Annotated in this window: 20 protein-coding genes and 1 riboswitch; of the genes, 16 read left to right on the plus strand and 4 right to left on the minus strand. The window is 54.8% G+C overall.

The features are described from left to right. Positions 1–84 precede the first annotated feature (84 nt). The 15 genes from yegQ to gutQ all read left to right on the plus strand — a co-directional run bounded on the left by yegQ (position 85) and on the right by gutQ (position 16041). Positions 85–1437, plus strand: coding sequence for a tRNA 5-hydroxyuridine modification protein YegQ (gene yegQ / locus ACKWMY_RS04160; RefSeq protein WP_024527032.1), 1353 nt, complete (start codon positions 85–87; stop codon positions 1435–1437). Positions 1438–1969: 532 nt separating this feature from the next. Then, positions 1970–2869, plus strand: a complete 900-nt coding sequence (gene yegS, locus ACKWMY_RS04165) for a lipid kinase YegS (RefSeq protein WP_074029415.1) — start codon at positions 1970–1972, stop codon at positions 2867–2869. A 442-nt stretch (positions 2870–3311) separates the two neighbouring features. Then, positions 3312–4526, plus strand: coding sequence for a D-mannonate dehydratase ManD (manD, locus tag ACKWMY_RS04170; protein ID WP_024486179.1), 1215 nt, complete (start codon positions 3312–3314; stop codon positions 4524–4526). A gap of 14 nt (positions 4527–4540) precedes the next feature. Further along, positions 4541–5554: a Zn-dependent oxidoreductase gene (locus tag ACKWMY_RS04175; RefSeq protein ID WP_409485939.1), complete on the plus strand. Its 1014-nt coding sequence runs from the start codon at positions 4541–4543 to the stop codon at positions 5552–5554. Positions 5555–5661: 107 nt separating this feature from the next. Further along, on the plus strand, positions 5662–7056 hold the full coding sequence (locus ACKWMY_RS04180) for an MFS transporter (RefSeq protein ID WP_024527029.1): 1395 nt from the start codon (positions 5662–5664) through the stop codon (positions 7054–7056). Between the two features lie 67 nt (positions 7057–7123). Further along, positions 7124–8584, plus strand: coding sequence for a mannitol dehydrogenase family protein (locus tag ACKWMY_RS04185; RefSeq protein ID WP_409485940.1), 1461 nt, complete (start codon positions 7124–7126; stop codon positions 8582–8584). A gap of 101 nt (positions 8585–8685) precedes the next feature. Further along, entirely contained in the window at positions 8686–9372 is a 687-nt protein-coding gene (locus ACKWMY_RS04190; RefSeq protein WP_024527027.1) for a GntR family transcriptional regulator, read from the plus strand. 224 nt (positions 9373–9596) lie between these two features. Continuing rightward, positions 9597–10646, plus strand: a complete 1050-nt coding sequence (gene fbaB, locus ACKWMY_RS04195; RefSeq protein WP_409485941.1) for a class I fructose-bisphosphate aldolase — start codon at positions 9597–9599, stop codon at positions 10644–10646. Between the two features lie 243 nt (positions 10647–10889). Beyond that, the gene (locus ACKWMY_RS04200) at positions 10890–11438 is read left to right on the plus strand and encodes a PTS glucitol/sorbitol transporter subunit IIC (protein ID WP_021178802.1); all 549 of its coding nucleotides are present in this window, start codon (positions 10890–10892) and stop codon (positions 11436–11438) included. Positions 11439–11453: 15 nt separating this feature from the next. Beyond that, positions 11454–12443 carry a PTS glucitol/sorbitol transporter subunit IIB gene (locus ACKWMY_RS04205; protein ID WP_024527025.1) on the plus strand — a complete coding sequence of 330 codons (990 nt, stop codon included), beginning with the start codon at positions 11454–11456 and terminating at the stop codon, positions 12441–12443. Positions 12444–12461: 18 nt separating this feature from the next. Beyond that, positions 12462–12824 (plus strand): PTS glucitol/sorbitol transporter subunit IIA, encoded by a 363-nt coding sequence (gene srlB / locus ACKWMY_RS04210; protein ID WP_211135643.1) that lies wholly within the window; start codon positions 12462–12464, stop codon positions 12822–12824. A gap of 10 nt (positions 12825–12834) precedes the next feature. Next, positions 12835–13614 carry a sorbitol-6-phosphate dehydrogenase gene (gene srlD, locus ACKWMY_RS04215; RefSeq protein ID WP_024527024.1) on the plus strand — a complete coding sequence of 260 codons (780 nt, stop codon included), beginning with the start codon at positions 12835–12837 and terminating at the stop codon, positions 13612–13614. Between the two features lie 246 nt (positions 13615–13860). Beyond that, positions 13861–14217 (plus strand): transcriptional regulator GutM, encoded by a 357-nt coding sequence (gutM, locus tag ACKWMY_RS04220; protein WP_024527023.1) that lies wholly within the window; start codon positions 13861–13863, stop codon positions 14215–14217. A gap of 83 nt (positions 14218–14300) precedes the next feature. Then, the gene (locus ACKWMY_RS04225) at positions 14301–15077 is read left to right on the plus strand and encodes a DNA-binding transcriptional repressor (RefSeq protein ID WP_021178807.1); all 777 of its coding nucleotides are present in this window, start codon (positions 14301–14303) and stop codon (positions 15075–15077) included. Continuing rightward, positions 15070–16041 (plus strand): arabinose-5-phosphate isomerase GutQ, encoded by a 972-nt coding sequence (gene gutQ, locus ACKWMY_RS04230; RefSeq protein ID WP_309205219.1) that lies wholly within the window; start codon positions 15070–15072, stop codon positions 16039–16041. The genes ACKWMY_RS04225 and gutQ overlap by 8 nt, the downstream gene beginning before the upstream one ends. A gap of 82 nt (positions 16042–16123) precedes the next feature. On the opposite strand, the gene ACKWMY_RS04235 is transcribed toward gutQ, so the two are convergent. The 4 genes from ACKWMY_RS04235 to thiM are packed head-to-tail and all read right to left on the minus strand — an operon-like array spanning position 16124 to position 18443. Further along, positions 16124–16582, minus strand: a complete 459-nt coding sequence (locus tag ACKWMY_RS04235) for an inhibitor of vertebrate lysozyme family protein (protein ID WP_409485942.1) — start codon at positions 16580–16582, stop codon at positions 16124–16126. A gap of 19 nt (positions 16583–16601) precedes the next feature. After that, complete coding sequence (locus ACKWMY_RS04240; RefSeq protein ID WP_409485943.1) at positions 16602–16865, minus strand: hypothetical protein; 264 nt, start codon at positions 16863–16865, stop codon at positions 16602–16604. After that, positions 16852–17652, minus strand: a complete 801-nt coding sequence (gene thiD, locus ACKWMY_RS04245) for a bifunctional hydroxymethylpyrimidine kinase/phosphomethylpyrimidine kinase (protein ID WP_024527019.1) — start codon at positions 17650–17652, stop codon at positions 16852–16854. Before thiD ends, ACKWMY_RS04240 begins: the two co-directional genes overlap by 14 nt. Further along, positions 17649–18443, minus strand: a complete 795-nt coding sequence (gene thiM / locus ACKWMY_RS04250) for a hydroxyethylthiazole kinase (RefSeq protein ID WP_024527018.1) — start codon at positions 18441–18443, stop codon at positions 17649–17651. The genes thiD and thiM overlap by 4 nt, the downstream gene beginning before the upstream one ends. Before the next feature lie 36 nt (positions 18444–18479). Beyond that, a riboswitch (TPP riboswitch) is annotated at positions 18480–18571 on the minus strand. A gap of 111 nt (positions 18572–18682) precedes the next feature. Here thiM and rluF point away from each other — a divergent pair. After that, positions 18683–19432, plus strand: a complete 750-nt coding sequence (gene rluF, locus ACKWMY_RS04255) for a 23S rRNA pseudouridine(2604) synthase RluF (RefSeq protein WP_024527017.1) — start codon at positions 18683–18685, stop codon at positions 19430–19432. Positions 19433–19747 lie beyond the last annotated feature (315 nt).

Consider the following 19747-nt stretch of genomic DNA (forward strand, 5'->3'; position numbering starts at 1 on the left):
TTGGCGGGCTGCCGCTACAATCCCCCGCTTTCACTGCGCCATTGGGTGGCGCGGTGCTGACCTGAAATCAGACCGAGAATCACTATGTTTACACCAGAACTCCTCTCCCCGGCGGGAACGCTGAAAAACATGCGTTACGCCTTTGCCTATGGGGCCGATGCGGTTTACGCTGGCCAGCCGCGTTATAGCCTACGGGTACGTAATAACGAATTTAACCACGAGAACCTGCAGCTTGGGATTAACGAAGCCCATGCGCTAGGCAAAAGGTTCTACGTGGTGGTTAACATCGCGCCACACAACGCCAAACTGAAAACCTTCCTGCGTGACCTGAAACCGGTGATCGACATGGGCCCGGACGCGCTGATCATGTCCGACCCCGGTTTAATCATGATGGTGCGCGAAGCTTTCCCGCAGATGGACATTCACCTCTCGGTGCAGGCTAACGCGGTGAACTGGGCAACGGTGAAGTTCTGGCAGCAGATGGGCTTGACGCGAGTGATCCTTTCCCGCGAGCTGTCGCTGGATGAAGTGGCGGAAATCCGTAGCCAGGTGCCAGAAATGGAGCTGGAGATCTTCGTGCATGGCGCACTGTGCATGGCCTATTCCGGCCGCTGCCTGCTTTCCGGTTACATCAACAAACGCGATCCCAACCAAGGGACCTGCACCAATGCCTGCCGCTGGCAGTACAAGGCAGAAGAAGGCAAGGAAGACGATACCGGCAACATCGTGCATCTGCATGAGCCTATCGCGGTGCAAAACGTCGAGCCGACGCTGGGCATTGGCGCGCCAACCGATAAAGTCTTTATGCTTTCCGAAGCGCAGAAACCCGGCGAGTACATGAGCGCGTTTGAGGACGAGCACGGCACCTACATCATGAACTCAAAAGATCTGCGAGCCATCCAGCACGTAGAGCGCCTCACTCAGTTGGGCGTACATTCGCTGAAGATTGAAGGCCGTACCAAGTCGTTTTATTACTGCGCCCGCACCGCACAGGTTTATCGCCGTGCCATTGACGACGCCGTTGCCGGTAAACCCTTCGATCCTAGCCTGCTGACCACGCTGGAAGGCCTGGCTCATCGTGGCTATACCGAAGGTTTCCTGCGCCGCCATACACACGATGCCCATCAGAACTATGATTACGGCTCCTCCATTTCCGAACTGCAACAGTTTGTCGGGGAATTTACCGGGGTGCGCCGTAACGGCTGGGCGGAAGTGGATGTAAAAAATAAATTCCTGGTCGGTGACAGCGTAGAGATGATGACGCCAGGGGGTAACATATTGTTTACCCTGGAAAGTTTGCAAAACAAGAAGGGCGAAACGATCGATGTCGCTCCGGGCAACGGCCATATCGTTTATTTGCCGATCCCCGAGGATATCGACCTCAATTATGCGTTGTTGATCCGCAATTTGCCGCAGGATGATAGCCAGAACGGTTAAGATGTTTATCGCCACCCGCCTGGGTGGCAATTTTTGGCAAATATTAGAATCAGATCACATCAATTAGCACGCGGCTTGGTTATTATCAGGCTGCTTAAAACTAATAACGAAATATTTGCATAGCAATACTAGGAACCACCTCCTTAGCCAGCCCAATCTCCCTTGGGTTGGCCTTTTCTTTTTTATCCCCTTTAATTTCAATCAACTGAAAATTTTATTGGCATTTTTAGGATATTTCTTGCATTACGCCAGGCGGCTTATCATTTTCTCTGCAATATATAAACTATTCTATAGCGATTAATAAGGCCGTTAATACCAACGCTTAACTCGCGTGGGAGAAAGATATTCCCTCCATTGGGCATTGACTATATAAATACCCGGCCGCAGCCAAACTCGCATTACCTGAATATTCTTATGGCCCGCCACTGGCTTGTGGTTTATCGTTGACAGCTTGGGTTAGGGGTCTAGCTACTGGGAAAACCATCTGGCCACCCTTTGACAGCCGATTCGTTTTTCGCCACAAGGATCAGGAATGCACCAATATGCACCAGCACTGCTTATCATCAATGGTAAAAGCTCCGGCAACGAGGAAGTTCGCGCAGCGGTGAACCTGCTGCGCCATGAGGGCCAGACCCTGCATGTCCGCGTCACCTGGGAACTGGGAGATGCTGCTCGTTACGTCAAAGAGGCTAGCCAACTGAGGGTTGAAACCGTGATCGCCGGTGGCGGTGACGGCACCATCAATGAGGTCGCTGCCGCATTGGCACAACTCCCCGCAGAATCTCGCCCAATACTCGGCATACTGCCGCTGGGCACCGCCAACGACTTTGCTACCGCCTGCTCTATTCCCCTACAACCAGATTTGGCCTTGCAGTTAGCCATCAAGGGCCGAGCGGTGCCGATCGATCTGGCCAAGGTCAATGACGAACGCTATTTCATCAATATGGCGACTGGCGGCTTTGGCACCCGCATCACCACCGAAACCCCGGAAAAACTGAAGTCTGCGCTGGGGGGCGTTTCTTATTTCATCCATGGGCTGCTGCGCCTGGATGCGCTGAAAGCCGACAGCTGCGAGATCCGTGGGCCCGATTTCCATTGGGCCGGAGAAGCGCTGGTGATCGGTATCGGTAACGGCAGGCAAGCCGGGGGTGGGCAAAAGCTTTGCCCTGGCGCGCTGATCAACGACGGTTTATTGCAGGTACGCCTGCTCACCGCCGAAGAGTTGCTGCCTACGCTGGTCAATATCTTGTTTAGCGGTGAGGAAAACAGCAACGTAGTTGATGCCTCATTGCCATGGCTGGAAATCACCGCGCCACATGAAATCACCTTTAACCTTGATGGCGAACCGCTGAAGGGCCGCAATTTCCGCATTGAGGTGCTGCCAAATGCTATTGAGTGCCGCTTGCCACCAAATTGCGACCTGCTGGGATAAGCAAATAAGCCACGCGCTCAGATCGAGCAGGCGTTAGCCCGGCGTAACCCCCTCACCCTAACCCTCTCCCCAAGGAGAGGGGACAGTACGTGCTACAAATTAGATCCTGCGCTCAACCACTACATCGTATAAACGCCCTCTCCAACAGAGTGATTTAATCTGCGGCAACCCCATCTCGTCCCCACCACATCATCGAAACAGTTCCCTCTCACTGTTGGAGAGGGTTGGGGTGAAGGGCTGGTGCAACAAATTAACTCCCGCTTCTGAACACGCCAGCGAACCAACATCCCTCTTTTTACCTCAAGATAACCCCCCCCCACGTCTGCGATCCACCAATAAATGTGATCTCCAGCGGCAATTCTCATAAATCATACTTGTATGGTAGTTAGTTCAAGGTTAATTTCCGCCCATACGTTATCAGCAACAACAGGATGTGGAAGTCATGAAAATTGTTAAAGCCGAGGTGTTTGTCACCTGCCCTGGAAGAAATTTCGTCACCCTGAAGATCACTACCGACTGCGGGCTAACCGGGATCGGCGATGCAACCCTGAATGGCCGCGAACTGCCGGTCGCGTCTTATCTGGAAGACCACGTCTGCCCGCAGCTGATTGGCCGCGATGCTCACCAGATCGAAGATATCTGGCAGTACTTCTACAAAGGTGCTTACTGGCGCCGTGGCCCGGTGACTATGTCGGCAATCTCTGCGGTGGATACGGCATTGTGGGATATCAAGGCCAAAGCGGCCAATATGCCGTTGTACCAGTTGCTGGGTGGCGCTTCACGTACCGGCGTCATGGTGTATTGCCACACCACCGGCCACTCGATTGACGAAGTGCTGGACGATTATGCCAAGCACAAGGAACTGGGCTTCAAGGCGATCCGCGCTCAATGTGGCGTACCTGGGATGAAAACTACCTACGGCATGGCCAAGGGCAAAGGCCTGGCGTATGAACCTGCGACCAAAGGTAACTGGCCGGAAGAGCAGCTGTGGTCAACCGAGAAATACCTCGATTTCACCCCTAAACTGTTTGAAGCCGTGCGTGACAAATTCGGTTTTGACGAACATCTGCTGCATGACATGCATCACCGTCTGACGCCGATCGAAGCGGCCCGCTTTGGCAAAAGCGTTGAGCAATATCGCCTGTTCTGGATGGAGGATCCTACCCCGGCCGAAAACCAGGAGTGCTTCCGCCTGATCCGCCAGCATACCGTGACCCCGATTGCGGTCGGTGAGGTGTTCAACAGCATCTGGGACTGCAAACAGCTGATTGAAGAGCAACTGATCGATTACATTCGCACCACCATCACCCACGCCGGGGGCATCACCGGCATGCGCCGTATCGCCGATTTCGCTTCGCTGTATCAGGTGCGTACCGGCTCACACGGCCCTTCCGATCTTTCACCAATCTGCATGGCGGCGGCGTTGCACTTTGACCTGTGGGTGCCGAACTTCGGCGTGCAGGAATATATGGGCTACTCCGAACAGATGCTGGAAGTGTTCCCACATAACTGGACGTTTGACAACGGCTATATGCATCCAGGCGAAAAACCAGGGTTGGGCATCGAGTTTGACGAAAAACTGGCTGCCAAATATCCCTACGATCCGGCCTACCTACCGGTAGCGCGCCTGGAAGACGGCACCCTGTGGAACTGGTAAACCGAGGAGTTTCTATGAAAAGCATTACTGTTCAACAGCCAGGGCAATTGGTGATTGAAGAACGCCCGTTGCCCTCACCGCAGCAGGGTGAAGTCCGGATCCGTGTGGCTAGCGCCGGGATCTGCGGTTCCGACGTGCATATCTACCGTGGCCATAACCCGTTTGCCAAATACCCGCGCGTGATCGGCCATGAATTCTTTGGCCATATCGACGCTATTGGCGAAGGTGTCGCCCCGTCACGCATCGGCGAACGCGTGGTGGGCGATCCGGTCGTCAGCTGCGGCCATTGCTATCCCTGCTCGGTGGGCAGGCCGAACGTCTGCACCGAACTGCAGGTTATTGGCGTGCACCGTGACGGCGGATTCAGCGAATATGTGACGCTACCGGCTCAAAATGCCCATCGGGTGCCGGACAGCATTCCAGACAACGAAGCCACGATGGTCGAACCCTTCACCATTGCTGCCAACATCTGTAGCCAACTGCAACCTGGCCCGTTAGATGTGGCATTGGTGTATGGTGCCGGGCCGATGGGCCTCACCTCTATTCAGGCACTGCGCGGCGTTTACGGCGTTAAACAGATTGTGGTGGCTGACCGTATCGATGAGCGCCTGGCTATGGCCACCGCCAACGGCGCGGATGTGGTAATCAACAACAGCCAGCTTGATTTGGCCAACGAGTTACAAAAACTCGGCATCCGGCCAACGCTGATCATCGATGCTGCCTGCCACCCGGCCATTCTGCCGGAGGCGATCGGCTTGGCTTCTCCCGCCGCACGCATTGGCATTATGGGCTTCTCTGTCGAGCCCTGCGTGATCAGCCAGCAAGCCATTACCAGCAAAGAGATCTCGATTTACAGCTCCCGCCTCAACAGCAACCGCTTCCCGCAGGTGATTGCCTGGATGACGCAACGCCAGATCCAACCAGAGAAGTTGATCACCCATCAGTTTACGTTTACGCAAGTGCTTGAAGCGATGGAGACCTTCGAAAAAGACCAAAAGCAGTGCTGTAAGGTTTTACTGAAATTCTGACCTGACCACTTTCCAGCTACGGCCTGCTGTAGCTAGAGAGAAACAGGGGCTTCTGACCCTAATCTTTGCCGTCCTTACAACAACAATTTGCAGAGAACAGAACAATGATGAACGCAAAAATTGACAACACTCAGCCGGAAAGAAGTACCTCGGATCTGATCAAGGCGGCCGTTTCCGGCTGGCTTGGTACCGCACTGGAATTTATGGATTTTCAGCTTTATTCGCTAGGTGCAGCATTAGTCTTCCATGAAATATTTTTCCCGGAACAGTCTGCCGCCATGGCGTTAATCTTGGCGATGGGAACCTACGGCGCGGGTTATATTGCCCGTATCGCGGGTGCCTTCTTCTTTGGACGCATGGGGGATACCATCGGCCGTAAAAGGGTGCTGTTTATTACCATTACCATGATGGGGATCTGCACCACCTTAATCGGCGTGCTGCCAACCTATGCGCAAATCGGTATTTTCGCCCCTCTATTACTGGTGTTACTGCGTATTATTCAAGGGCTGGGTGCCGGTGCGGAAATATCCGGAGCCGGAACCATGCTGGCGGAATATGCGCCTAAGGGTAAACGCGGGATTATCTCTTCCCTGGTTGCCATGGGCACCAACTGTGGCACGCTGTCGGCAACTGCAATCTGGGCCGTCATGTTCTTCTTCCTGTCTAAAGAAGAGCTGCTGGCCTGGGGTTGGCGCGTACCTTTCCTGGCCAGCGTGGTCGTCATGCTGTTCGCCATCTGGCTGCGTATGAACCTGAAAGAAAGCCCGGTGTTTGAAAAGGTTAACGACGACAGCACCACCGCAACACCGGCTCACGCCGTGGCTGACAATACCCATTCGCTGTCGGCGATGTTCAGCAGCAAATCCTTCTGGCTGGCTACCGGGCTGCGTTTTGGCCAGGCTGGCAACTCCGGTCTGATCCAGACCTTCCTGGCCGGTTATCTGGTGCAAACTCTGCTGTTTGAGAAGGCTATCCCTACCGACGCCTTGATGATCAGCTCCGCCATTGGCTTTATTACCATCCCGTTCCTTGGCTGGCTCTCCGACAAGATCGGCCGTCGGGTGCCTTATATCCTGGTCAATATCTCCGCCATCATTCTGGCTTACCCAATGATTTCGATGATTGTGGATAAGACCAATGAGGTGAACGTGATTATGGCCTCGATCATTATTATCCATAACGTCGCGGTGCTGGGCCTGTTTGCGCTGGAAAACATCACCATGGCGGAAATGTTTGGTTCACGTAACCGTTTTACCCGCATGGCAATCTCCAAAGAGGCCGGTGGTTTGGTGGCGGTCGGCTTCGGCCCGGTATTGGCCGGTATCTTCTGCAATATGACCGACTCCTGGTGGCCAATCGCCGTCATGATGATCGTTTACTCCGTTATCGGCTTGCTGGCCGCGATATTGATGCCAGAAGTCAGAGATCGCGACCTGAGCCTGGCGGAAGATGCCGCAGAAAGCCCTGCGCTGCCGATAGCCCAACGCGTCAGCAGTCATTAATCCCCTTCAATTTTCTGCCGCAGAGAAGGTTCTGCGGCAATCAGACCATTACACAGTGAGTGTTAACATGAATACCAAGCTGTTAGCCGCCAACGCCATTGTTCCGCAGTACGATCGTAGCAAACTGGTTCCGCGCCTGGTTCATCTGGGCTTTGGTGCCTTTCATCGCGCCCACCAGGCGCTATATGCCGATATCCTGGCACAGGAGCACGGCAGCGACTGGGGATATTGCGAAATCAACCTGATCGGTGGCGAACAGCAAATCACCGATCTCAAACAGCAAGATATGCTCTACAGCGTGGCAGAGATGTCAGCCGATGCCTGGCAATGCAGAGTGGTGGGCGTAGTAAAACAGGCGCTACATGCGCAAGTTGACGGACTGGACGCCGTATTCCAGGCCCTGGCCCAGCCCGAAGTGGCGATTGTGTCCATGACCATCACCGAAAAAGGCTACTGTCATTCCCCCGCCACCGGCCAGTTGCAGCTGGATCATCCGTTGATTATGCGGGATCTGGCTAATCCGCATCATCCGCAGAGCGCCGTTGGGGTCATCGTCGCAGCCTTAGCTCAGCGTAAAGCGGCCGGGCAATCTGCATTCAGCGTAATGTCTTGCGACAATATGCCGGAAAACGGCCATGTCACCCGTAACGTGATCACCGCCTATGCCAAAGCGCTCGATCCGGCGTTGGCAACGTGGATCGAAACCTACGTCACCTTCCCTTCCACCATGGTCGATCGCATCGTGCCAGCCGTGACGCCAGACACCCTGGCCCAGGTCGCACAGCAAACCGGCGTGCAGGACCCGGCAGCCGTAGCCTGCGAGCCGTTCCGCCAATGGGTGATTGAGGACAATTTTGTCGCGGGCCGCCCGGCATGGGAACAAGCCGGTGCCGAACTGGTCAGCGATGTCTTGCCGTTCGAAGAGATGAAGCTGCGTATGCTGAACGGCAGCCACTCGTTCCTGGCCTATCTGGGTTATTTGGCTGGTTACCAACATATCAGCGACTGTATGCAGGATGCGCATTACGTCAATGCCGCCCGCCATCTGATGCTGGCTGAGCAGGCTCCCACGCTGAACACCCCGGGCACCGATCTGGAGAAATACGCCGATTCCCTGCTGGCACGCTATCGCAACACGGCGTTGAAGCACCGCACCTGGCAAATCGCCATGGACGGTACGCAAAAGCTGCCGCAGCGCATGCTGGATTCGGTGCGCTGGCATCTGGCCAACGGTAGTGATTTTGACTGTCTGGCGCTGGGCGTAGCGGGTTGGATGCGTTACGTCGGCGGTAAGGACGAACAGGGCCAACCAATCGACATCAGCGATCCATTGCGTGAGGAAATTGCCCGACGCGTCGCCAACAGTGCTGAAGGTGAGCCTCGCGTGATGGCGTTACTGCAAATGACCTCGGTATTCGGACGCGACCTGCCGGATAACCAACGCTTCGTCAACGCCGTGACCAATGCTTATCTGGCGCTGTTGGCGCGGGGAGCGAAAGCAACGGTGGCAAGAGTGCTGGCGCGTTAATAGCAAAGCATAGAATGCGGGTGGATTTATCCGCCCTCTTTCACGGGTTAATCTGCTAGTATGGTGGCATTCACTACTACTCTCATATATTGATTGTCGCCATGTCAGAATCGTACGTCCTCACGAATAATGTCCCGGTCAATCAGCAGATCTATCGTTTCCTGCGCAAAGATATCGTCGATTGCACCATCCCTCCGGGCACGTTGCTTTCCGAGAAAGAGATCTCCACCCGTTTCAGCGTTTCACGCCAACCGGTGCGCGAAGCCTTTATCAAACTGGCTGAAGCGGGGCTGGTGCAGATCTTGCCGCAACGCGGTACCTTCGTGATGAAAATTTCCGCCAAACGAGTGGCCGACGGGCGCTTTATCCGTCAGGCGGTAGAATGTGCCATCGTGCGGCGAGTTGCCACCACCATCACCCCCGAGCAGTTGATGACGCTGGAGCATAACCTGCATCGCCAGGAGCTGGCGGCACAGAATAATCAGATCCGTGAGTTTTTGGCGCTGGACGACGAATTCCACCATCTGCTGACGCAAATGGCCAACTGTGCCCTGGCGTGGGAAACCATCGAGACCATCAAAGCGACGATGGATCGGGTGCGCTTCCTCAGCCTGAGCGAAGTGTCACCGCCGGAGAATCTGATCCACCAGCATTACCGCATTTTTGAGGCACTGAAAGCCCAGGATCCAGATGCGGCGGAGCGGGCTATTCACGAGCATTTACAAGAGATGATCTACTCGATCACCCCGATTGCCCTGCAAAACACCGACTGGTTTGAAGCCGAATAAAAAGTGTTCCCCTCTCCGATCAGGAAAGGGGACGCCATCAACAAGCGCTCACTCGCAAATTTTGCCTTCTAAATAGCATTTCTTCTCAATCGCATCTATTGTCTCTTCGCACCATCAGGTTTTGATTAGTATCTTTTGCATAGCTTCAATCACCGCTTTTGACTACGCCGGTGGCCAAATACCCAGAGTTACCGGTGTATAGGAAGCTTTAACGGGAGTGAATCATGACGGATATTGCACAATTGTTAGGTAAGGAAGCGGAAGACCTTTTGCAGCACCGCTGCGCCACCATCCCTGCGGAAAATCTGTACCTGCCCGGTGGCGACTTTGTTGATCGGGTGATGATCGACAACAACCGCCCAAACAGCGTGCTGCGCTCAATGCAAACCTTGTTCAACCATGGCCGCCTGGCGGGCACCGGTTACCTGTCTATCCTGCCGGTCGATCAGGGCGTGGAGCACTCTGCCGGGGCCTCGTTTGCCGCCAACCCGCTCTATTTTGATCCGAAAAATATCGTTGAACTGGCGATCGAAGCCGGGTGTAACTGCGTGGCATCCACTTACGGCGTGCTGGCTTCAGTCTCCCGCCGCTATGCCCACAAGATCCCGTTCCTGGTCAAACTGAACCACAACGAAACCCTGAGCTATCCAACGCAATACGACCAGACCCTGTATGCCAGCGTTGAGCAGGCGTTCAACATGGGTGCGGTGGCGGTTGGTGCAACCATTTACTTCGGTTCCGAGCAATCACGCCGCCAGATTGAAGAGATCTCGATTGCCTTTGAGCGCGCTCACGAACTGGGCATGGTGACCGTATTGTGGGCCTATCTACGTAACCCTGCGTTCAACAAGGATGGCGTCGATTATCATTCCAGCGCCGATCTGACCGGCCAAGCCAACCACATTGCGGCCACCATCGGTGCCGATATCGTTAAACAGAAAATGGCCGAGAACAACGGCGGCTACCGTGCGGTGAAATTCGGTTATACCGACGATCGCGTCTATGACAAGCTGACCACCGATCACCCAATCGATCTGGTGCGCTACCAGTTGGCAAACTGCTACATGGGCCGTGCTGGTTTAATCAACTCTGGCGGCGCGGCAGGGGAAAACGATCTGCAAGAGTCAGTGCGTACCGCCGTGATCAACAAGCGGGCTGGCGGGATGGGCCTGATCCTGGGGCGTAAAGCGTTCAAGAAATCGATGAAGGATGGCATCGCCCTGATCAATGCCGTGCAGGACACCTATCTCGACAACAGCGTTACCATCGCTTAATCGTTATTTATCAAATTATTAGTCTTCAAGGCTCAGCTCTGCTGGGCCTTTTTCATGTCCTAACCCTTCTCTCCTTTCATCATTAATTACTTTTCTTTCATCTTTAACTTTCACAATAAAATATTTATCTTTCAAAGTGTGATCCATTTAAAACAAAAACCGCAGCAAAGTGGTTACTGTATGACCCATGGCGACAGAGCCGCACTTCGCTCCAGGCCATAGCATCCATCACAGGAGAAAAAAATGATTGAGCTAATAACCCACGGAGCCGAATGGTTTATCGGCCTGTTCCAAAAAGGCGGAGAAGTGTTTGTCGGTATGGTGACCGGCATTTTACCGTTGTTGATCAGCCTGTTAGTTATCATGAACGCGTTGATCAACTTTGTTGGCCAGGAACGTATCGAACGTTTGGCACAGCGCTGTGCCGGTAACCCGGTTTCACGCTACCTGCTGCTCCCCCTGATCGGCACCTTTGTGTTTTGTAATCCGATGACGTTGAGTCTCGGACGTTTTATGCCAGAGAAATATAAACCCAGTTATTACGCCGCAGCCTCCTACAGTTGCCACTCCATGAACGGCCTGTTCCCCCATATCAACCCTGGCGAACTGTTCGTTTACCTCGGAATTGCCAGCGGTTTGACCACGCTTGGCTTGCCGTTGGCCCCTCTGGCAGTGAGTTATTTCCTGGTTGGGCTGTTCACCAACTTCTTCCGCGGTTGGATCACCGATCTCACCACCAGCGTGTTTGAACGCAAGATGGGCATCCAACTGGATCGCCAGGTTCAACTTTAATTTGTGGAGCGCAGCATGAGTGCTTATATCCGTATTGAGAAAGGTGCTGGCGGTTGGGGTGGCCCACTACAGTTACCTATCGAACCCGGTAAGAAAATCGTCTATATCACCGCTGGTACCCGTCCGGCGATCGTCGATAAGCTCAGCGATTTAACCGGCTGGCCTGCGGTCGACGGTTTCAAAGAAGGCGAACCACCGGCGGAAGAGATTGGCCTGGCGATTATTGACTGTGGGGGGACGTTGCGTTGTGGCATCTACCCTAAACGCCGCATCCCAACCATCAATATTCATTCAACTGGCCGTTCTGGCCCGCTGGCGCAGTTTATTCTGGAGGATATTTACGTTTCCGGCGTGCGGGAAAACAACATCAGCCTGATTGAGGTTGCACAAGGGTCTGAAACTCCTCTGCCCACTGAAAAACAGCCACAACCAAAGGTACGTGACTACGATACCAGCAAAAAAATCACCGAACAGAGCGATGGCCTGTTGGCAAAAGTCGGGATGGGTATGGGGTCAGTTGTAGCGGTATTTTTCCAGGCCGGACGTGACACCATCGACACCGTGTTAAAAACCATTTTGCCGTTTATGGCCTTCGTCTCGGCGCTGATCGGCATCATCATGGCCTCTGGTCTGGGTGACTTTATCGCCCACGGCCTGACGCCGCTGGCCAACAGCCCAATCGGCTTGGTGACATTGGCGCTGATCTGTTCCTTCCCCCTGCTTTCACCGTTCCTCGGCCCTGGCGCCGTCATCGCTCAGGTCATCGGCGTGTTGGTGGGCGTACAGATTGGTCTTGGCCATATCCCCCCTCAGTTGGCTCTCCCGGCGCTGTTCGCCATTAACGCCCAGGCCGCCTGTGACTTTATCCCGGTAGGTCTGTCCCTGGCAGAGGCCAAGCAGGATACGGTACGTGTCGGCGTCCCTTCGGTATTGGTTGGGCGCTTCCTCACTGGCGCCCCTACGGTACTGATCGCCTGGGCCGCATCGGCCTTTATCTACCAATAAATTGCCCGGAGGAAAACCATGAGCACCATTTTCCAGACCACGATCACCCAGATTGGCGGCTGCGCCCGTGACGCACTGTTGGACAACATGCTGATCACCTTCCGCGAAGGCGCACCGGCAGATATTGAAGAGTACTGCTTCATCCACCAGCACGGCGAGACCGCCGGTGAATTACAAACCGGGGGCGTAATGGAGCTTGGCGACCGGCGCTACCCCATCACCGCTGTCGGAGAGGTTGCCACCCAGAACCTGCGCGAATTGGGCCATATCACCGTACGTTTTGATGGAGAAACTCAGGCTGAATTCCCTGGCACGATCCACGTAATAGGCAGCACGCCCGCTGATATCCCGTTAGGCAGCACACTGAAATTTATCGCATAAGGAGTAGATCATGTCTGAAGTAGCTGTAGTGATTGGCGGTGGCCAAACGTTGGGTGCTTTCCTGTGCCATGGCCTGGCTGAAGCGGGTTATCGCGTTGCGGTCGCCGATTTGAATGCCGACAACGCCAATCTGGTGGCACAGCAAATCAATCAGGAGTTCGGGGCCGATCGCGCCATCGGTTTCCAGGCCGATGCCACCGATGAGGCCAGCGTTATCGCGCTGGCTAGCGCGGTTGACCGGGCTTTCGGTCAGACAAACCTGTTGGTGTATAGCGCCGGGATTGCCAAAGCCGCGCCGATCACCGATTTCCCACTGGGGGACTTTGACCGCTCCTTGCAGGTGAACCTGGTGGGTTATTTCCTGTGTGCCCGCGAGTTCTCTCGCCTGATGATCCGCGACGGTATCGCCGGACGCATCATTCAAATCAACTCTAAATCCGGCAAGGTCGGCAGTAAGCATAATTCCGGCTACAGCGCCGCCAAGTTCGGTGGCGTTGGATTGACGCAGTCGCTGGCGCTCGATCTGGCCGATTACGGGATCACCGTGCACTCCCTGATGCTCGGTAACCTGTTGAAGTCGCCGATGTTCCAGTCGCTATTGCCGCAATATGCGCAGAAGCTGGGGATCAAGCCTGAAGAGGTCGAGAAGTATTATACCGATAAGGTTCCGCTGAAACGCGGCTGTGACTATCAGGACGTGCTGAACACGCTGCTGTTTTATGCCAGCGACAAAGCCTCTTACTGTACCGGCCAGTCGATCAACATTACCGGTGGCCAGGTGATGTTCTGATTTACGGGTTGGGAATAAGGGCTAACTAGAATATGTACCTAACAGCCCCTCACCCCCACCCTCTCCCAATGCATAGACCATGCTCCTCATGGACACCTGTTTTAGGGAGAGGGAGCCAGTCCGGAGCCGCGGTCTGGTGCAGGAGCAAACTTGTGGCACGTACAGTCCCCTCTCCCTGTGGGAGAGGGTTAGGGTGAGGGGACGATCATCGGACTCCCTTTCATTTTCACGCAGGAGAACAACCGTATGACCAGCGCACTAGTTACCTTCGCCGTTATCGCCTGGCTGATGCAAATCGCCCTGGGTTGGTGGCAGCTCCAACGCTTTAACCGCGCGTTCGAGAGCCTGTGCCAGTTGGGCACCGTGGGCGTTGGCCGCTCTGGGGGGAGGTTCAAACCCCGCGTGGTATTGGCGCTGGCGTTTGACGCCCAACAACGAGTCTGTGGCAGCATGCTGATGCGTGGCCTGACCATCTTCGCCCAGCCGAAACAACTCACGCAGTTACATGGCATGCACCAACAACAACTCTGCCCAGATGTGATCTTCCCTGAGGATCGGGCATGCCAAACTGCACTATCGTTAGCGATCGCACCGAAATCATGATATTTTCACATTAAAAGACATTACCTTTCATAGTGAACTATATCACCGAGAGGAATGGTCAACTCTTGTGAACAGGGATCTCTATGAAACCAAAGCAGCGGCAAGCCGCTATCCTCGAATACTTGCAGCGGCATGGCAAAACGGCAGTGGATGCCCTGGCAGAGCATTTTTCCACGACCGGCACCACCATCCGTAAAGATCTCACCTTGCTGGAAGAAGAAGGCGAGGTGATCCGCACCTATGGCGGCGTGGTGCTTAGCCGTGACGATGGCGATCAGCCCATCGATCGTAAAACCCATATCAACACCGAAAAGAAACGCCAGATCGCCTATGCGGCCATCAAGCTGATCGACGATGGCGATTCACTGATCTTTGACGCGGGCAGCACGGTATTGCAGATGGTGCCGCATCTGGCGCAGTTCAATAACATCACCGTGATGACCAACAGCCTGACTATCGTTAACGCGCTGGTGGAACTGGATAACGATCAAACCATCCTGATGCCCGGCGGCACCTACCGGAAAAAATCTGCCTCATTTCACGGCAGCCTAGCGGAATCGGCATTTCAGCAGTTCAGCTTCGACAAGCTGTTTATTGGGGCCGACGGTGTCGACCTCAATGCGGGTGTCACCACCTTTAATGAGGTGCATAATGTCAGCAAGGCGATGTGTGAAGCCGCCAGCCGCATTGTATTGCTGGTCGATTCCTCGAAGTTTGGCCGCAAAAGCCCTAACGTGGTGTGCGATCTGAGCGTCGTGGATACTTTGATCACCGATAACGGCATCAACCCGGATTACCTGGCTGCGCTACAGGCCAAAGGTATCAATATCATTCTGGTAGGAGACCCCCTTGATGAGTAACGCCACTGCCCTGCTCAACTTTGCCCGTGAAACGCTGGAAATTGAGCTGACCGAAGCGCAGCGCTTACTGACACGCCTGGATAACAACTTTGTCCAAGCCTGTGAACTGCTGCTCAACTGCCGTGGCAAGGCGGTGATTTCCGGGATTGGTAAATCCGGCCATATCGGCAAGAAGATTGCCGCTTCATTGGCCAGCACCGGCACCCCGTCGTTTTTCGTCCATCCGGCGGAAGCCTTGCATGGCGATTTGGGGATGATCGGCGCCGAGGATGTGGTGATCTTCATCTCCTATTCAGGCCGCGCCAAAGAGCTGGATCTGATCCTGCCGCTGCTGGCAGAGAGCAAGATCCCAGTCATTGCCATGACCGGTGGCAAAGAGTCGCCACTGGCGCTGGGTGCTGCCTGTACGTTGGACATCAGCGTTGAACGTGAAGCCTGCCCGATGGGCCTGGCACCAACCTCCAGCGGAGTGACTACGCTGATGATGGGGGATGCATTAGCGATGGCCCTGATGCGCCAGCGTGGTTTTAATGCCGAGGACTTTGCCCGCTCCCATCCGGGTGGCAGCCTGGGTGCTCGCCTGCTAAATCGCGTCCATCATTTGATGCGTACTGGCGATCGCCTGCCGATGGTGCAAGAAAGCGCCAACGTGATGGAAGCCATGCTGGAGTTGAGCCGTACCGGACTAGGCTTGGTAGCCGTATGTGATGCACAGCAAAAAGTGGTGGGCGTGTTTACCGACGGCGACCTGCGCCGCTGGTTGGTGAAGGGCAATAGCCTCAATGATGGCCTCAGCCCGGCGATCACTCGCCCCGGCTACCGCTTGCCAGAACAGTGGCGTGCCGGGGAAGCCCTGGAAGCGCTGCACGAACAGCACATCAGCGCCGCTCCGGTGGTAGATATCGATGGTGTACTGGTCGGGGCAATCAATCTGCACGACCTGCATCAGGCCGGGATCGGCTGATAGTAGCAAACCTCTCAAGCAGGGGCGTAGCATGCTACGCCCGCTTAACGGCCTTGGCGCGTAGCTTTGCCCCTCAGCAGCGTTACTTCCAGTCTGGATTACCCTCAAACTGTTTCTTCAGCAACGCTTTCATCTGATCATCCGGTTTACCCAACCATTGATATTTGGCGTATTTCTTCGGATGGTCGATAGCCTGCGGCTTATTGGGCACTTCAACCCGCACGCCCCAAGCCTGGGATTTGTCTGCTTTGAAAGCCACAATCATAAAGTTATTGGCGCAGTCATGCGGCTTGCAGATGTTACCGATCTGGTAGCTTTGCCCTTGCCAGGTGACGGTTTCGGCTGGTGTGGAAGTGCCGATCCCTTTGCGCGCCCAACCCGGTAACTGTGCCTGGCCCTTCACCATATTTTTCCAACTGGTTTGGTAGCCCGGCTGCTGGATCAGATCTGAAGCAGTGATAATCTGTTCGGCAAAACTGCCGGCGCTAAATCCAAGCAGGGCCGCAACCAGGGCTCCCAGCAACCTCTTTTTTCCTATCATGGTCTTCTCCCTCGGTAAATCAAAAGCGTAGCTCCAAGTAGCTCAGACCACAATTACACGGGAAAGTTGGCTCAGCGTTTGTCATCAGACTACCTGCCAATACCCTTTTTTGGTTGCCCCAACCCTGATTAACCGCTTTCCTTCCAGGAAGCGGTGGTAAATTTTCTTCCGACATTTCTTCCGACATTGTGGCAAGGCGTCCCCGCTTGTCACCAATACCTTCGATTAATGTCACCACCCGTTTAGCCAGCTTAAACTCAATCTCTGGCTCACCACCAAGCATGGAAATGATGCACCGGCCCAATACCCTGCCCCACCTCCAGGCTATCGGCCTGCTGTAAAGCCAGTTGCAGGTAGTTTTTTGCCGCTGCCACGGTATCGGCCCAGCTCTGGTGGCGCGGACGCAGGGCAGCCAGTGCCGCAGATAGGGTGCAACCGGTGCCGTGCGTGTGCCTGGTCGCTATGCGCGGCGCACTAAAGCGCTGCTCAAAGCCAGGAGCAAATAGCCAATCTGGGCTTTCCTCTTCACTTAGATGCCCCCCCTTCATCAACACCGCCTGACAGCCCATCGCCAACAATGCCTGGCCCTGCTCACGCATTTGCGCTTCGTTTTGTGCCGGAGCACAGGCCAGCAAAGCAGCGGCCTCAGGCAAGTTCGGCGTGATAATGGAAACCAATGGCATTAGCTCACGGCGGATGGACTCCACCGCCTCAGATGCCAGCAGCGGGTCACCACTTTTAGCCAGCATCACCGTATCCAGCACCACATAAGGCAGCTTGTAATGGCGTAGGCGCTCGGCCACTGCCCGCACGATATCGGCATTAGCCAACATGCCGATTTTAGCGCTATCGATACGCACATCGCTGAGTACCGAATCCAACTGGGCGGCCACAAATGCCGGTTCGATATGATATACCGACTGCACGCCACGGGTATTCTGCGCCACCAGCGCGGTGATCACGCTGGTGCCATAGGCCCCCAACGCGGAGAAGGCTTTCAGATCGGCCTGAATACCGGCCCCGCCGCTAGGATCGGTGCCAGCGATGGTGAGTGCGTTAATTCGTTTCATAGCAGATCCTCCATCCGCAGTTGGTAGAGGGCATCCAGGAAGGCGGCAGTAAAGCTGCCAGGGCCAGAACACTGCGCCGTGGCCCTTTCACCACAAAGCGCCATCACGCGGCAAGCGGTGGCAACGTTATCCAGCCGATCGCCTGGCAAACTGCAAAATGCTGCTGCAACCGCTGAAAGCGCACAGCCAGTCCCCACCACGCGCGTCATTAATACATCACCACCCGTAACGGCCCAGTCTCGCTCGCCATCGGTGATGTAATCTGTCTCACCGGTGACGGCCACAATAGCCCCGCAATTACGCGCCAATACCTGTGCTGCGGGTAATGCCACCAGCGAGTCATCCTGGCTATCTACGCCACGGGCGCTGGTCTGCAGGCCGCTCAATGCAATGATTTCCGACGCGTTGCCACGGATCGCCACAGGCCGCAGGGTGAGCAAACGGCGGGCGAAGGTAGCGCGATATTCCAATCCCCCAACGGCAACCGGATCCAGTAACCAGGGTTTTTCAGCACAATTGGCAGCCTCTATGGCGGCTAGCATTGATTCTGCTCGCGATGCATGCAGGGTGCCGATATTGATCAACAGCGCATCGGCCACGCGACTGAACTGCGCGGCCTCTTCCGGTTCCACCACCATCGCGGGAGAAGCACCAAGCGCCAGCAGCACATTGGCCGTCAGCTCTTGCACCACTTCGTTGGTCAGGCAGTGGATCAATGGAGGTTGGCGTTTAAATTGGTTAAAACAGGCCGCGGCACGGGTGCCGGGTAACACATCAGGTCGAGTAAACATAATGCTCCCAACCGGCGTTCAAGAAGGCGGGTACCGGCTGAGATACCGCGACATCCCTACGCTGGCATAATCCAGATCAGGTAATACGGGTAATTTCTCAGCCCCTAAGGGCACCCCGAGTCGACGTTTGCCATTATTAGCGCTGCCGCCAGTGAGGTCAATCACGCGATAGCGTCAAAAAATAAAAAGAGACTCCGTCCCCCCCAGGTAATGTATAGTTCGCGTTTGACGGGGAAACCATGCTAACTCACTCATCTATCCGCCTTAACAAATACATTAGCGACAGCGGCATTTGTTCTCGTCGCACTGCCGATCTCCACATCAAGGAGGGCCACGTTTTCATCAACGGCCGGTTAGCCGCCTTGGGCGATCAGGTATTGGTCGGGGATATGGTGAAAGTTAACGGCCAGCCGATCGAACCGCGTAGTGCGGACGATTTGGTGCTTATCGCACTGAATAAGCCTGTTGGCATCATCACCAGCATGGGGAAGCACGTGCGGGATAATATCGGTGATTTCGTTAATCACAGCAGACGCGTCTTTCCTATCGGACGCCTGGATAAAGACTCCCAGGGGCTGATTTTCCTGACCAATGACGGCGAACTGGTCAATAAGATCCTTCGTGCTGGCAATAATCATCAAAAAGAGTATCTGGTCACCGTCAACAAACCAGTAACCGATGAGTTTATTCAGGGCATGAGCGCAGGCGTCCCCATCCTGGGCACGGTGACTCAAAAATGCCTAGTGGAGAAAGAAGCTCCGCAGGTGTTTCGCATCACCCTGGTGCAAGGGCTTAACCGCCAAATCCGCCGCATGTGCAAATATTTTGGTTATGAAGTCACCAAGCTTGAGCGCGCACGTATTATGAACATCGTTCTGAAAGGGTTGCCGCTGGGCGAATGGCGGGATTTCACCACAGAGGAACGGCGCGAGCTATTTAAACTGGTTGAACACTCCTCATCCGAGGATATTTCCTCCCCGCTTCAATAACGCCAGATTTAAGCGACAGTAACAATATAGCTCCTCGGACCATACTGATTAACCTGATACAAAATGCTCTGGATACCCCTAAAAAGGGGGCGTACTGATAACGATCCGTTCACACAAAGGGGGCTGCAATTTTCTTGAATATCCGCACCGATCCACTTTACTTCTCTTTCCGCTCGAAATTGTAATCAACCTCTCAAAACAGCCCGTAATTATCAGTTGATCTTGTTTTCATTCGGCTCTATCTTCTCGCATCCGGGTACATGAAGCGGCTCGCTGGATGCGGTCTATCCCTCCTCCCCCTTTCCGTCTACCACA

The organism is Serratia sp. J2, assembly GCF_046269175.1.
Classification (GTDB): Bacteria; Pseudomonadota; Gammaproteobacteria; order Enterobacterales; family Enterobacteriaceae; genus Chania; species Chania fonticola_C.

Coding starts and splice junctions, on each gene's coding strand:
- gutQ (WP_309205219.1), top strand. CDS start 15,070: ATGAGTAACGCCACTGCCCTGCTCAACTTTGCCCGTGAAACGCTGGAA.
- ACKWMY_RS04180 (WP_024527029.1), top strand. CDS start 5,662: ATGAACGCAAAAATTGACAACACTCAGCCGGAAAGAAGTACCTCGGAT.
- ACKWMY_RS04185 (WP_409485940.1), top strand. CDS start 7,124: ATGAATACCAAGCTGTTAGCCGCCAACGCCATTGTTCCGCAGTACGAT.
- ACKWMY_RS04235 (WP_409485942.1), bottom strand. CDS start 16,582: ATGATAGGAAAAAAGAGGTTGCTGGGAGCCCTGGTTGCGGCCCTGCTT.
- ACKWMY_RS04190 (WP_024527027.1), top strand. CDS start 8,686: ATGTCAGAATCGTACGTCCTCACGAATAATGTCCCGGTCAATCAGCAG.
- ACKWMY_RS04225 (WP_021178807.1), top strand. CDS start 14,301: ATGAAACCAAAGCAGCGGCAAGCCGCTATCCTCGAATACTTGCAGCGG.
- manD (WP_024486179.1), top strand. CDS start 3,312: ATGAAAATTGTTAAAGCCGAGGTGTTTGTCACCTGCCCTGGAAGAAAT.
- rluF (WP_024527017.1), top strand. CDS start 18,683: ATGCTAACTCACTCATCTATCCGCCTTAACAAATACATTAGCGACAGC.
- srlB (WP_211135643.1), top strand. CDS start 12,462: ATGAGCACCATTTTCCAGACCACGATCACCCAGATTGGCGGCTGCGCC.
- fbaB (WP_409485941.1), top strand. CDS start 9,597: ATGACGGATATTGCACAATTGTTAGGTAAGGAAGCGGAAGACCTTTTG.
- yegS (WP_074029415.1), top strand. CDS start 1,970: ATGCACCAATATGCACCAGCACTGCTTATCATCAATGGTAAAAGCTCC.
- ACKWMY_RS04240 (WP_409485943.1), bottom strand. CDS start 16,865: ATGCTTGGTGGTGAGCCAGAGATTGAGTTTAAGCTGGCTAAACGGGTG.
- yegQ (WP_024527032.1), top strand. CDS start 85: ATGTTTACACCAGAACTCCTCTCCCCGGCGGGAACGCTGAAAAACATG.
- ACKWMY_RS04175 (WP_409485939.1), top strand. CDS start 4,541: ATGAAAAGCATTACTGTTCAACAGCCAGGGCAATTGGTGATTGAAGAA.
- thiM (WP_024527018.1), bottom strand. CDS start 18,443: ATGTTTACTCGACCTGATGTGTTACCCGGCACCCGTGCCGCGGCCTGT.
- ACKWMY_RS04200 (WP_021178802.1), top strand. CDS start 10,890: ATGATTGAGCTAATAACCCACGGAGCCGAATGGTTTATCGGCCTGTTC.
- thiD (WP_024527019.1), bottom strand. CDS start 17,652: ATGAAACGAATTAACGCACTCACCATCGCTGGCACCGATCCTAGCGGC.
- ACKWMY_RS04205 (WP_024527025.1), top strand. CDS start 11,454: ATGAGTGCTTATATCCGTATTGAGAAAGGTGCTGGCGGTTGGGGTGGC.
- srlD (WP_024527024.1), top strand. CDS start 12,835: ATGTCTGAAGTAGCTGTAGTGATTGGCGGTGGCCAAACGTTGGGTGCT.
- gutM (WP_024527023.1), top strand. CDS start 13,861: ATGACCAGCGCACTAGTTACCTTCGCCGTTATCGCCTGGCTGATGCAA.